At 60.7% G+C, this 12071-nt stretch carries 11 protein-coding genes; 2 read left to right on the top strand and 9 right to left on the bottom strand.

Annotated features, from left to right (window positions below; genetic code table 11):
- Positions 1-27: 27 nt before the first annotated feature.
- Positions 28-450, top strand: a complete 423-nt coding sequence (locus AO064_RS16930; RefSeq protein WP_064054065.1) for a phasin family protein — start codon at positions 28-30, stop codon at positions 448-450.
- 12 nt (positions 451-462) lie between these two features.
- Positions 463-1395, top strand: a complete 933-nt coding sequence (locus tag AO064_RS16925; protein ID WP_064054064.1) for a phasin family protein — start codon at positions 463-465, stop codon at positions 1393-1395.
- A gap of 48 nt (positions 1396-1443) precedes the next feature.
- On the opposite strand, the gene AO064_RS16920 is transcribed toward AO064_RS16925, so the two are convergent.
- From AO064_RS16920 to argS, 9 genes are all read right to left on the bottom strand, one after another.
- A complete protein-coding gene (locus AO064_RS16920; RefSeq protein WP_012721802.1) occupies positions 1444-2067 on the bottom strand; it encodes a TetR/AcrR family transcriptional regulator in 624 nt (207 codons plus the stop codon).
- Positions 2068-2094: 27 nt separating this feature from the next.
- A complete protein-coding gene (gene phaC / locus AO064_RS16915) occupies positions 2095-3777 on the bottom strand; it encodes a class II poly(R)-hydroxyalkanoic acid synthase (RefSeq protein WP_064054063.1) in 1683 nt (560 codons plus the stop codon).
- A gap of 88 nt (positions 3778-3865) precedes the next feature.
- Complete coding sequence (gene phaZ / locus AO064_RS16910) at positions 3866-4711, bottom strand: poly(3-hydroxyalkanoate) depolymerase (protein ID WP_016979176.1); 846 nt, start codon at positions 4709-4711, stop codon at positions 3866-3868.
- 145 nt (positions 4712-4856) lie between these two features.
- Positions 4857-6536: a class II poly(R)-hydroxyalkanoic acid synthase gene (phaC, locus tag AO064_RS16905; protein ID WP_012721805.1), complete on the bottom strand. Its 1680-nt coding sequence runs from the start codon at positions 6534-6536 to the stop codon at positions 4857-4859.
- A gap of 249 nt (positions 6537-6785) precedes the next feature.
- Positions 6786-7163, bottom strand: a complete 378-nt coding sequence (locus tag AO064_RS16900; protein WP_064054062.1) for a gamma-butyrobetaine hydroxylase family protein — start codon at positions 7161-7163, stop codon at positions 6786-6788.
- Positions 7164-7311: 148 nt separating this feature from the next.
- A complete protein-coding gene (hslU, locus tag AO064_RS16895) occupies positions 7312-8649 on the bottom strand; it encodes an ATP-dependent protease ATPase subunit HslU (RefSeq protein ID WP_012721807.1) in 1338 nt (445 codons plus the stop codon).
- A 37-nt stretch (positions 8650-8686) separates the two neighbouring features.
- Positions 8687-9217, bottom strand: a complete 531-nt coding sequence (hslV, locus tag AO064_RS16890) for an ATP-dependent protease subunit HslV (RefSeq protein WP_003171209.1) — start codon at positions 9215-9217, stop codon at positions 8687-8689.
- Between the two features lie 257 nt (positions 9218-9474).
- The gene (locus tag AO064_RS16885) at positions 9475-10176 is read right to left on the bottom strand and encodes an SPOR domain-containing protein (protein WP_046033857.1); all 702 of its coding nucleotides are present in this window, start codon (positions 10174-10176) and stop codon (positions 9475-9477) included.
- 1 nt (position 10177) lies between these two features.
- Positions 10178-11914 carry an arginine--tRNA ligase gene (argS, locus tag AO064_RS16880; RefSeq protein WP_064054061.1) on the bottom strand — a complete coding sequence of 579 codons (1737 nt, stop codon included), beginning with the start codon at positions 11912-11914 and terminating at the stop codon, positions 10178-10180.
- Positions 11915-12071 lie beyond the last annotated feature (157 nt).

Below are 12071 nucleotides of genomic sequence, written 5' to 3'. Positions count from 1 at the left end.
TCCCCCCTATTTTGCGTGAGGTGCACCATGGCCAAAGTTATCCTGAAGAAAAAAATCGACGCCCAGACCACTGCCCTGAGTGACGTTAAATCCTACGCCCGCAAGATCTGGCTGGCAGGACTCGGTGCCTACGCCAAGGTCGGAAGCGAGGGCAGCGAGTACTTTAAAGAGCTGGTTAAGTCGGGCCAACATGTTGAAAGTAAAGGTAAAAAAGTTGCAGTTGAACAACTTGAGGCCGCCAACAGTCAGATTGACCAAGTAAAGAGTAATGTCTCCTCTGCCAAAGGTCTGGTAGAAGTTCAGCTGGATAAAGTTGAAAAAGCTTTTGATACTCGTGTTGCAAGTGCCTTGAATCGAATCGGCATTGCGTCTAAACATGACGTGGAGACACTCTCTGCTAAGCTCGAAGAGCTGACGGCATTGCTCGAACGTGTCGCGCGTAAACACTAAGGAGACATCGGGATGGCTGTTAAAAAGACTACTCAGAAAGAAGGCAGCTCGTGGGTCGGGGAAGTTGAAAAATATTCCCGTAAGATCTGGCTTGCTGGTTTAGGCGTGTACTCGAAGGTTAGCAGTGACGGTGGCAAATATTTCGAGACTTTGGTCAAGGACGGCGAGAAGGCCGAGAAACTGACCAAAACCACGGTTGGTAAAAAAGTTGAAGCCGCCAAGGCAACTGCCGGTTCCGCCAAGTCGAGCATTTCTGACACGTGGGGCAAGTTGGAAGAGACTTTCGACAAACGCCTCAACAGTGCCATTTCGCGACTGGGCGTGCCGAGCAAAGCTGAATTGAAAACGTTGCACAGCAAGGTTGATACCCTGACCAAGCAAATTGAAAAACTCACCGGCGCCAAAGTGGCTCCGGCGAAAACCGCAGCGGCCAAACCGGCTGCCAAGCCTGCCGCTAAAACGGCCGCTGCCAAACCGGCTGCAAAAGCTGCCGCCAAGCCTCTGGTAAAAGCAGCCGCCAAGCCCGCCGCCAAAGCTGCCGCTAAGCCAGCAGCCAAGCCAGCGGCCAAAACCGCAGCCGCTAAGCCGGCCGCCAAGCCTGCTGCTAAACCGGCAGCCAAGGCAGCAGCAAAACCCGCCGCCAAGCCTGCGGCCAAAACCGCCGCTGCAAAACCCGCTGCCAAACCGGCCGCTGCGAAACCTGCAGCCAAGCCAGTCGCCGCGAAGCCGGCGGCCAAGCCTGCCGCAGCCAAACCAGCGGCAAAACCTGCCGCCGCGAAGAAGCCTGCCGTAGCGAAAAAACCAGCAGCACCGAAGCCTGCTGTTGCGGCCAAGCCTGCTACCGCGCCAACCGCTTCCACAGCCAACTCGGTGTCCGCACCGACCCCTGCTGCTGTGACCCCGACTGCAACGCCGGCAACCCCGACGCCATCCAGTCAGTCCTGATCTTTTCAGGGCACAAAAAATGTCCGGCCTGCAAAGGTCGGGCATTTTTTATGTGTGGGGGTCATCGAGGTATTTCAGCGCGAACTTCTCGGTTGCCTGCCGCGCCGGTGGCAGCAAGTGCGGCGCTACCAGCATCATGATCTGGTAGACCACCACCTGAACCTCACCTTCGCGATCGAGGATCCGCTGGTAATCCAGGGAAAACAGCAGGGTCAGGGTGATCTGCTCCACCAACTGCCCCAACGCCTGAGTGCCGCTGACCAACTGGCCCGCCGCCTTCAACCGCGCGAGCAATGACGCCAGCGTACGTTTGAGTGCCGTCAGCAGGTTGCGAATGCCCTTGGCCAATTTCGGCAGGCGTCCCGCCAGATTCGACAGGTCTTGAAACAGAAACCGGTAATGGGCCATGCGCTCGACGATCAGGTGCAGGAACAGCCAGTAATCCTCGGCTTCCAGTTGGGCATCCGCCGGCGGGTCGAGCAAGGGCGCCAACTCATTCTGGAACCGCTCGAACAGCCCGAGCACCAGTGGCTCCTTGCCATGGAAGTGGTAGTAGAGGTTGCCGGGGCTGATCCCCATTTCATTGGCCACCTCCATGGTCGACACGTTCGGCTCGCCCTTCTGGTTGAACAACTGCAGGGCACATTCAAGGATACGGTCGCGCGTCTTCATCCAGTCTTCTTAATGTGATCGTTGAGCTCAGCGCACCCGCACATAGGTGCCCGGCGCCGCTTCCATCGGTGGGTAATTCTGGTTGCCCAGGGCGGTGAGGGTTTCGCGTTGTACGCCTGAGCGCTGCTGGATCCACTCCAGCCACTGCGGCCACCAACTGCCTTCGACGTGGTTGGCGTCGTAGTACCAGGCACGCGGGTCGCTGCTCAGCTTGGGGTTCTCGACGTAGTTGGCCTTGGGGTTGCCCGGTGGGTTGAGAATGCTCTGGATATGCCCGCTGTTGGACAGCACGAAGCGCCGCTCACCGCCAAGCAATTGGGTGGAGCGATACACCGCGTCCCATGGCGTGATGTGGTCGTTGATCCCGGCCACGCTGAAGCTGTCTACCGTGACCTTTTGCAGGTCAATGGGTGTACCGCACACCTCCAGTCCACCGGGGTGGCTCAGCGGGTTGTGCTTGAAGAAGTCCAGCAGGTCACCATGCAGCGCGGCAGGCAGGCGCGTGTTGTCGTTGTTCCAGTACAGGATGTCGAAGGCCGGCGGTTCCTTGCCCAGCAGGTAGTTGTTGATCCAGTAGTTCCAGATCAGGTCGTTGGGGCGCATCCAGGCGAACACCTTGGCCATGTCGCGGCCGTCGAGCACGCCTTGCTGATAGGAGCGGCGCTTGGCGGCTTCCAGGGTTTGCTCATCGGCGAACAGCGTGGCGGGGCTGTCGATCTGGCTGTCCAGCAGGCTCACCAGGTAACTGGCGCTGGAGATCCGCCGCAGCTGGCGTTTGGCTTGCAGGTGGCCTTGCAGGGCGGCAATGGTCAGGCCGCCGGCGCAGGCGCCCATCAGGTTGACTTCGCGGGCGCCAGTGATGGCACGGCAGACGTTGAGCGCTTCTTCCAGCGCCGCCACGTAGGTGGAGAGGCCCCATTCGCGATGCCGCACATCCGGGTTGCGCCAGCTGACCATGAACGTCTGCAGGCGGTTTTTCAGGGCGTATTGCACAAAACTGTTGGCCGGGCTCAGGTCGAAAATGTAGTACTTGTTGACTTGCGGCGGCACGATCAGCAGGGGCTTGGCGTACTGTTTTTCGCTCATGGGCTTGTACTGGATCAGCTCCAGCAGCTCATTGCGAAACACCACTGAGCCGGGCGTGGTGGCCACGGTTTTGCCGACTTCAAAGGCTTGCTTGCTGACCTGCCGCGGCAGGCCGTTGTTGTGCAGCAGGTCGTCGAACAGGTTGCTCACACCACGCACCACGCTGTTGCCGCCGGAGTTGAGCAGCTCCTTGACGGCCAGCGGGTTGAGCAGGGTATTGGAGGGCGAGACCGCATCGTTGAACAGCGAGAAGGCAAAGTTCGCACGGGCGCGGTCATCGGCACTCAGCGTGCTGTCATCGATCCAGTGACGGGTCTGTTTCTGCCAGGCCAAATACGCTTGCAGGCTGCGTCGGTAGAACGGGTTGAGCTTCCACGTCGGGTCAATGAAGCGGCTGTCGTGAGGGTTGGGTTCATGCACCGTCTCCCCCAGCAGGACGCGACCCAGTTGACCGCCCAGCGCCATGGCGTGACGGGCGGTATGCACCGGGTTTCGCAAACCATGGGCGGCAACGCTGCGCAGGGTCGACAGCAAATCCCGCCCCCGCAGGCCGGTGATTGCATTTTGCGCATTGATGAACGCGGCAGGGGTGGGCGCCGGGTTCGTCACGGGTCTTTCTCGCATGAGCCAACACTCCTTCGTCAAGCCATCAACAGGCACGCCAATTCAGAACCATAGTCGGTTCTCGGCAAGTTGCGCGGCAGTGTGGTCCTTACACTGCCGGTCGCGGGTGAATCACCGCGCGCATGCGCTCCTCCTCGAGAAACTTCATGATGATCGGTGCAACGGCTTCGGCCCGGGTGATCAGGAACAGGTGGCCGTCATCGATGATGTGCAACTGTGCATTGGGGATGCGCCAGGCGAGCATGCGCATGTTGATCAGTGGGATCAGCGGGTCGTCGTCTCCCGCCAGCACCAGCGTCGGTTGGCGGATCTTGTGCAGCCAATGGATGCTGGTCCAGCCCAACCCGGCGAACAGCTGCCAGTAGTAGCCCAGTTTGCCCGCTGAGCGCACTTTGCTCGCGTGCTCGGCGGCCAGTTTCGAATCGCGGCGGAACGAACCGCCGTAGATCATCGGCGCAATGCGCACCACGTGGGACGGTTGGATGTAACGGCGTGGGCTGGCCATCAGCCACAGCACTTTGGGCTTGCCCGGCACCATCACCGCACCCGCCGCCGTGGCCGCGAGGATCAGCTTTTTGCAGCGCTCCGGGTAGTCGTAGGCAAATTGCTGTGCCAATGCGCCGCCCCACGACACGCCCACCGCATTGACCTGGCCATAGTCCAGGTAATCGAGCATGCGTGCGGTGAGTTTGGCCAGGCCGGGAAAACGGTACGGCCGGTTCGGTGTGGATGAACCGCCCACGCCGGGCACGTCGAAGGCGATCACTTCCAGGTCCGGGTCCAGCGCCTGGACGAACGGAAACACCAACTCAAGGTTGGCGCCGATGCCATTGAAGATCAGCAACGGCGTCAAGTGAGGCTTGCCCGGGCGTACCGCCGTGCGGATGGTCTGGCCATCCAGGTCGATGGTACGGAAGATGAACGGTTGCGGCATGCTCAAGCCCTGTGAAATGGTGGGGTTGGAATGCAATCAATGTGGGAGGGGGCTTGCCCCCGATGCAGGGTGTCAGTCAGTACATCTGTTATTGATGCGCCGCCATCGGGGGCAAGCCCCCTCCCACCTTTGAACGCATTTCAATCTAGCGCTCGTGTACATATGTGCCTGGCGCCGCCTCTGCTGCGGTGTAGGTTTTGTTACCCAGGCTTGTGGGTGCCTTCTTCATCTTGCCCGCCCGCTCTGCCTGCCACACTTGCCAGTGCAGCCACCACGAATCCGTGTGCTTGGTCGCGTTCTCCTGCCACTCAAGCGGCTTGCCCGCCAGGCTGTCGCTGGTCTGGTAGCGCGCCTTGGGGTTGCCCGGCGGGTTGAGGATGCTCTGGATATGCCCACTGCTGGACAGCACGAACTCGACCTTGCCACCAAACAGCTGTGCCGACTTGTAGCAGGACTGCCACGGCGTGATGTGGTCGTTGGTGCCGGCCAGTGAGTAGATATCGGCGGTGACCTGCTTGAGGTCGATAGGCGTGCCGCACACTTCCAGGGCGTTGGCGCGCACCAGTGGGTTATTTTTGAACAATTCGATCAGGTCGCCGTGGAAGGCGGCCGGCAGGCGTGTGGTGTCGTTGTTCCAGAACAGGATGTCGAACACCGGCGGCTCGTTGCCCAGCAGGTAGTTATTGACCCAGTAGTTCCAGATCAGGTCATTGGGGCGCATCCAGGCAAACACCTTGGCCATGTCGCGGCCTTCCAGCACGCCGGCCTGGTAGGAGTGGCGCTTGGCCGCCTCCAGGGTCTGCTCATCGACGAACAGCGCCACCTGGGTGTCCAAGGTGGTGTCCAGCACGCTCACCAGCAGGGTCAGGGCGTTGACCTTCTTCTCCCCCAGCGCCGCGTAGTGGCCCAGCAGGGCAGTGCAGGTGATGCCGCCGGAGCAGGCGCCGAGCATATTCACGTCTTTGCTGCCGGTAATCGCCGTGACCACGTCGACCGCTTCCTTCAGCGCTTCGATATAGGTCGACAGGCCCCACTCGCGCTGGGCCTTGGTCGGGTTGCGCCAACTGACGATAAACGTCTGTTGGCCATTGCGCAGGCAGAAGCGCGCCAGGCTCTTCTCCGGGCTCAGGTCAAAGACATAGAATTTGTTGATCTGCGGCGGCACCACCAGCAGCGGGCGTTCGTGCACCTGTTCGGTGATCGGCTTGTACTGGATCAGCTCCAGTACGTCATTGCGAAACACCACCGCGCCTTCGGTGGTGCCCAGGGTCTTGCCCACTTCAAAGGCGCCCATGTTGACCTGGCTCGGCATACCGCCGTTGTGCACCATGTCCTTGGCCAGGTGGGACAGGCCATCGAGCAGGCTCTTGCCGCCGGTCTCGAAGAAGCGTTTGACCGCCGCCGGGTTGGCCGCGCTGTTGGTGGGGGCCATGGCTTCGGTCATCAGGTTGATCACGAAGTGGCCGCGGCTGATGTCCTGTTCCGACAGGTTGCTGTCGCCGATCCAGTCGTGCAGTTCCTTGCGCCACGCCAGGTAGGTTTGCAAATACCGTTTGTAGAGCGGGTTCTGGCTCCAGGCCGGGTCGTGGAAGCGGCGGTCGTCGCTTTCGGGGGTCAGTTGGGATTTGCCGAACATCACGTTCTTCAACTCGACGCCAAAATGCGCGACGTGCTTGACGCTGTGCAACGGTTGCTTGATGGCTTGGGTCAGCACCATCTTCGCCGACGCCAATAAATCCTTTTTGCGTAACGCGATGATCGGGTTAAGCCCCAGGGTGTTTTCCGAGGCCTGGCGTTTCAAGTCATCGTTGTTCTTGTTACTCATCTACGACGCTCCATTGTCCGAAAGACGAGTACCGGGTACCGCTGCGTACGAAGTTTCGATACACAACACACGCCTGGTACTGCGACTCGGGTGACCGTTGATACCGCATCGTCAAATGCAGGGAACTTGCCAGCTCCATTGGTTACCCGAGTTTAATTTTTTTCGCAAGCGGACCAATCTTTGGTCACGCGACAGGGCATTCAAGCAGAAGCGATTAGAAAATGCCCACTAATGAGCAAGAGGCCTGGACTAGAGCATCAGGCGGACGACCGACTCGCTCGGGTCGCGGGTTTTGCCGGCCGCTTTGAGCTCGGCGAGATAATCAGCCCACAGTGCATCCTGACGCACGGCCAGTTGGTAGAGGTAGTCCCAGGTGAATAGTCCGCTGTCATGCCCGTCGTCGAAGGTCAATTTCAGTGCGTACTGGCCGGCCGGTTCGATCTTGGTCAACCGGACGTTGAGCTTGCCGAATTGCAGGATGGGTTTACCGTGGCCCTGGACCTCGGCGGAAGGCGAGTGGGTGCGCAGCAGTTCGGCAGACAGTTGATACACCTCGTCGGGCCCGTAGGTGAGGCCGAGGGTGTTGGAGGTTTTGTGCAGGTTTACCGCGGTGGGGAATTTGGACATAGGTAATGATCCTGAAGAAACCGGCTTCAACATGTGGGAGGGGGCTTGCCCCCGATAGCAGTGTGTCAGTCAGCATATATCTGTCTGACAAACCGCTATCGGGGGCAAGCCCCCTCCCACATTGAAGCGAAGCGATTCTGTGTGAGGCTTACAGAATGTAGCGCGACAAGTCTTCGTTCTGCGCCAATTCGCCCAAGTGGCTGTTGACGTAATCCGCGTCGATCTTGATCACTTCGCCATTCTGCGCACCTGCCAGGTCACCGGCGCTGAAGGACACTTCCTCCAGCAAGCGCTCCAGCAAGGTGTGCAGGCGACGCGCACCGATGTTCTCGGTCTTCTCGTTGACCTGCCAGGCGATCTCCGCCAGGCGCTTGATGCCGTCCGGTTGGAACTCGATGCCCAGGCCTTCGGTTTTCAGCAGCTCACGGTACTGCTCAGTGAGCGACGCATGCGGCTCGCTGAGGATGCGTTCGAAATCGCCCGGGGTCAGCGCCTTGAGCTCCACGCGAATCGGCAGGCGACCTTGCAGCTCCGGCACCAGGTCGCTTGGCTTGCTCAGGTGGAACGCACCGGAGGCGATGAACAGGATGTGGTCGGTCTTGACCATGCCCAGCTTGGTGTTCACGGTGCAGCCTTCGATCAGCGGCAGCAGGTCGCGCTGTACGCCTTCACGGGACACATCCACGCCGCCCGAGTTACCGCGCTTGGCGACCTTATCGATCTCGTCGATAAACACGATGCCGTGCTGCTCGACCGCCTCCAGGGCCTTGGCCTTGAGTTCTTCCTCATTCACCAGGCGCCCGGCTTCTTCGTCGCGCACCAGTTTCAGCGCTTCCTTCACCTTGAGCTTGCGGCTTTTCTTCTTGCCCTTGCCCATGTTGGCAAACAGGTTCTGCAACTGGCTGGTCATTTCTTCCATGCCAGGCGGCGCAGAGATGTCGACGCCGGAGACTTCGGCGACTTCGATCTCGATTTCCTTGTCGTCCAGCTGGCCTTCACGCAGACGCTTGCGGAACAGCTGGCGGGTATTGGAATCCGAGGCCGGCGCGGCGTCTTCGTTGAAGCCCATGCGGGCCGGTGGCAGCAGGGCATCGAGGATGCGTTCTTCGGCGGCGTCTTCGGCGCGGTGGCTGACCTTGGTCATTTCCTGTTCGCGCAGCAGCTTCAAGGCGGCGTCGGCGAGGTCACGAATGATCGACTCGACGTCGCGGCCGACGTAGCCCACTTCGGTGAACTTGGTGGCTTCGACCTTGATGAACGGCGCGTTGGCCAGCTTGGCCAGGCGACGGGCGATTTCGGTTTTACCGACGCCGGTCGGGCCGATCATCAGGATGTTCTTCGGCGTTACTTCAACGCGCAGTTCTTCGGGCAGTTGCATCCGGCGCCAGCGGTTACGCAGCGCAATGGCAACGGCGCGCTTGGCATCGTCCTGGCCGATGATATGGCGGTTGAGTTCATGGACGATTTCGCGGGGAGTCATGGACATAGTGTTTGGCGGCCTCAAGCGCGAATAAGCCTACGGCTTACTCGGCGAGGTCCTGCTCCTCAATGGTCTGGTTGTGGTTGGTGAACACGCAGATATCACCGGCGATGCCCAGGGCGGTCTCGACGATTTCGCGGGCCGACAGGTCGGTTTTCTTCAACAGTGCGCTGGCTGCGGCTTGGGCGTAGCCACCGCCGGAACCCATGGCGATCAGGCCATGTTCAGGCTCAACCACATCGCCGTTACCGGTGATGATCAGGGAAGCGTCTTTGTTGGCGACGGCCAGCATGGCTTCCAGGCGGCTGAGGGAGCGGTCGGTGCGCCACTCTTTGGCGAGTTCGACGGCGGCACGCACGAGGTGGCCCTGATGTTTCTCAAGCTGGCCTTCGAAGCGCTCGAAGAGGGTGAAGGCGTCGGCGGTAGCGCCGGCAAAGCCTGCGAGAACCTGGCCGTGGTACAGGCGACGCACTTTCTTGGCGTTGCCTTTCATCACGGTATTACCCAGGGAAACCTGGCCGTCGCCGCCCATGACGACTTTGCCGTGGCGACGTACTGAAACGATGGTGGTCAAGGGGAGAGTCTCCACGCAGCGGGGCGAAAATGCCCTGATGGAAACTGATATGGGGGTGGTGGGGGGGATTTCAACTGTAGGGGTTTATGGCGGACGAGTGGTGTTTATCGGTCTGACACACATTCCAGAGCGGTGCAAAACCAAATGTGGGAGGGGGCTTGCCCCCGATGGCAGTGTGTCAGTCACCGAAAATGTTGACTGATCTACTGCTATCGGGGGCAAGCCCCCTCCCACATTTGATCCAGGTTGGCTGAAGGTCAGCGGCTCTGGCGTTGTTGTAACAACAGGTTGCTAAACCCGGCGCCGGCCAATTGTTTCTGCGCCACGGTCAGTTGTTCACGGTTGCTGAACGGCCCCACCAGCACGCGATACCACGTCGCCTCTTTCACCGTGCCGGACTCTACCGTCACCGTCTGGCCCAGCAGAATGATCTGCGCCCGCACGCGATCCGCGTCCGCCTGTTTCGGGAACGAGCCCGCCTGCAGGAAGAACTTGGTCACCGGTGCGGCCTTGGTCTCTGCTACCGGCGGGGCTGGCGGCGGCGTAATCCCGGCCAGTGCAGCCTGGGCACGCGCGGTGTCGATTTTTGCCGCTTCCGCCGGGGTCACCGGTGTGGTCGGCACTTGCGGTGTCGGCAGGGTTTTCTCCGGAACGGCGTCAGGCGGCACGATCACTTCCGATTCCGGCAGCAGCGTGTAGAAGTCGTACTTCGGCTTCACCGGTGCCGTCGGGCTTGGTGCGGTCTTGTTGGCTTCGGCCATTTTGGTGGCTTTCTGCTGCTCCTGTTTGACGCGTTTGACGTCGTCACCCTGGCCGGGGTCCAGCTTCATCAGAAACACGACAAACGCGCCGACCGTAAGGCCGATCGCCATCCACAACCAGCCCGGGATCGGCTTTTTCGCTGGGGCCTGGTAGCGGCTGGCGCCGCGCTTGGGTGCAGGTTTTTTCTTGGCAGCCAACTTACATACGCTCCAGGGTTTCCAGGCCTAACAATTCCAGGCCTTGCTTGAGGGTCCGTCCAGCCAGTGCGGCGAGGCGCAGGCGACTTTGCTTCTGGGCTTCGTCGTCGGCGGTGAGGATCGGGCAGTTCTCGTAGAAGCTGGAGAACAGGCCGGCGACTTCGTACAGGTAGGTGCAGAGGATATGCGGCGTGCCTTTTTCACCCACGCTGTTCAGCACTTCGCCAAATTGCGCGAGCTTGGCGGCCAGTTCCTGTTCGTGCGGCGCTTGCAGGTCGATCTGGCCTTCGACTTCACTGAAGTCCTTGCCCAGCTTGCGGAACACGCCGGCCACGCGGGTGTAGGCGTACAGCAGGTACGGCGCGGTGTTGCCTTCGAAGTTGAGCATCAGGTCGAAGTTGAAGCTGTAGTCGCTGGTGCGGTGCTTGGACAGGTCGGCGTATTTCACCGCACCAATGCCCACCACGCGGGCGATGTTGCGCAGGTCAGCCTCGGCCAGCTCAGGGTTCTTCTCCTTCACCAGGGTGTAGGCCCGTTCCTGGGCTTCGGTCAGCAGGTCGATCAGCTTCACGGTGCCGCCGTCACGGGTCTTGAACGGGCGGCCATCGGCGCCGTTCATGGTGCCGAAGCCCATGTGTTCCATGTCCATCGGGTGGGTCACGAAACCGGCCTTGCGCGCCACGGCGAACACTTGCTGGAAATGCAGGGCCTGGCGCTGGTCGACGAAGTACAGGGCGCGGTCAGCCTTGAGCGTGCCACTGCGGTAGCGCACGGCGGCCAGGTCGGTGGTGGCGTAGAGGTAGCCGCCATCGGCCTTGACGATGATCACCGGCAGCGGCTCGTCGTCGGCGTTCTTGAATTCGTCGAGGAACACGCACTGGGCGCCGTTGCTCTCGACCAACATGCCCGCTGCCTTCAAGTCATTGACCACGTTGATCAGGTCGTCGTTGTAGGCGCTCTCGCCCATCACATCGGCCATGGTCAGCTTGACGTTGAGCAGTTCGTAGATCTTCTGGCAGTGGGACAGCGAAATGTCTTTGAACTTGGTCCACAGTGCCAGGCATTCGGCATCACCGGCTTGCAGCTTGACGACCAGGCCGCGGGCGCGGTCGGCGAACGCTTCCGACTCGTCAAAACGTTTCTTGGCGGCGCGGTAGAAGTTTTCCAGGTCCGACAGTTCGTCGCTGGTGATCGGGTTTTCCTGCAGGTAGGCCATCAGCATACCGAACTGCGTGCCCCAGTCGCCCACGTGGTTCTGGCGGACGACCTCATCACCGAGGAACTCCAATACCCGGGCCACGCCGTCGCCGATGATGGTCGAACGCAAGTGGCCAACGTGCATCTCTTTGGCCAGGTTAGGCGCCGACAAGTCGACCACGGTGCGCTGGGACGGACCGGCCTTGCGCACGCCCACGCGGGCATCGGCCAAGGCCGCGTCGAGACGGCCGGCCAACGCCTGGGTGTTCTGGAAGAAGTTGATGAAACCTGGGCCGGCGATTTCGGCCTTGGTCACACTATCGTCGACAGGCAGCGCAGCGATGATTTTTTCCGCCAGGTCGCGCGGTTTCATGCCGGCAGGCTTGGACAGCATCATCGCGATGTTGCTGGCGAAGTCGCCGTGGGTCTTGTCGCGGGTGTTTTCCACCTGGATCGCCGGCGTCAGGCCTTCAGGCAACACACCTTCGTTGACGAGTTGGGTGAGGGCTTGTTGGATCAGCTGGCGAATGGTGTCTTTCATGGTGTTCTCTTTCGACCGCAAGCGGCGGTGCGCGATGCGCAGGTGGAAAAACTGGGCATTATCCGTGGCGAGGGCGGGCTTGCCAACCTTCGTCGGACCTTCACAGACGATTAACCTGTGGCGAGGGAGCTTGCTCCCGCTGGAGTGCGGAGCACTC

The sequence above is a fragment of the Pseudomonas marginalis genome, from assembly GCF_001645105.1.
Lineage (GTDB): Bacteria > Pseudomonadota > Gammaproteobacteria > Pseudomonadales > Pseudomonadaceae > Aquipseudomonas > Aquipseudomonas petroselini.
This window is presented reverse-complemented; position numbering and strand designations above follow the sequence as displayed.

What these genes read in the sequence shown, in the direction of transcription:
- AO064_RS16900 (WP_064054062.1), bottom strand. Translation starts at nt 7,163, where the DNA reads ATGTCCAAATTCCCCACCGCGGTAAACCTGCACAAAACCTCCAACACC.
- AO064_RS16930 (WP_064054065.1), top strand. Translation starts at nt 28, where the DNA reads ATGGCCAAAGTTATCCTGAAGAAAAAAATCGACGCCCAGACCACTGCC.
- phaC (WP_012721805.1), bottom strand. Translation starts at nt 6,536, where the DNA reads ATGAGTAACAAGAACAACGATGACTTGAAACGCCAGGCCTCGGAAAAC.
- phaZ (WP_016979176.1), bottom strand. Translation starts at nt 4,711, where the DNA reads ATGCCGCAACCGTTCATCTTCCGTACCATCGACCTGGATGGCCAGACC.
- AO064_RS16920 (WP_012721802.1), bottom strand. Translation starts at nt 2,067, where the DNA reads ATGAAGACGCGCGACCGTATCCTTGAATGTGCCCTGCAGTTGTTCAAC.
- phaC (WP_064054063.1), bottom strand. Translation starts at nt 3,777, where the DNA reads ATGCGAGAAAGACCCGTGACGAACCCGGCGCCCACCCCTGCCGCGTTC.
- argS (WP_064054061.1), bottom strand. Translation starts at nt 11,914, where the DNA reads ATGAAAGACACCATTCGCCAGCTGATCCAACAAGCCCTCACCCAACTC.
- hslU (WP_012721807.1), bottom strand. Translation starts at nt 8,649, where the DNA reads ATGTCCATGACTCCCCGCGAAATCGTCCATGAACTCAACCGCCATATC.
- AO064_RS16925 (WP_064054064.1), top strand. Translation starts at nt 463, where the DNA reads ATGGCTGTTAAAAAGACTACTCAGAAAGAAGGCAGCTCGTGGGTCGGG.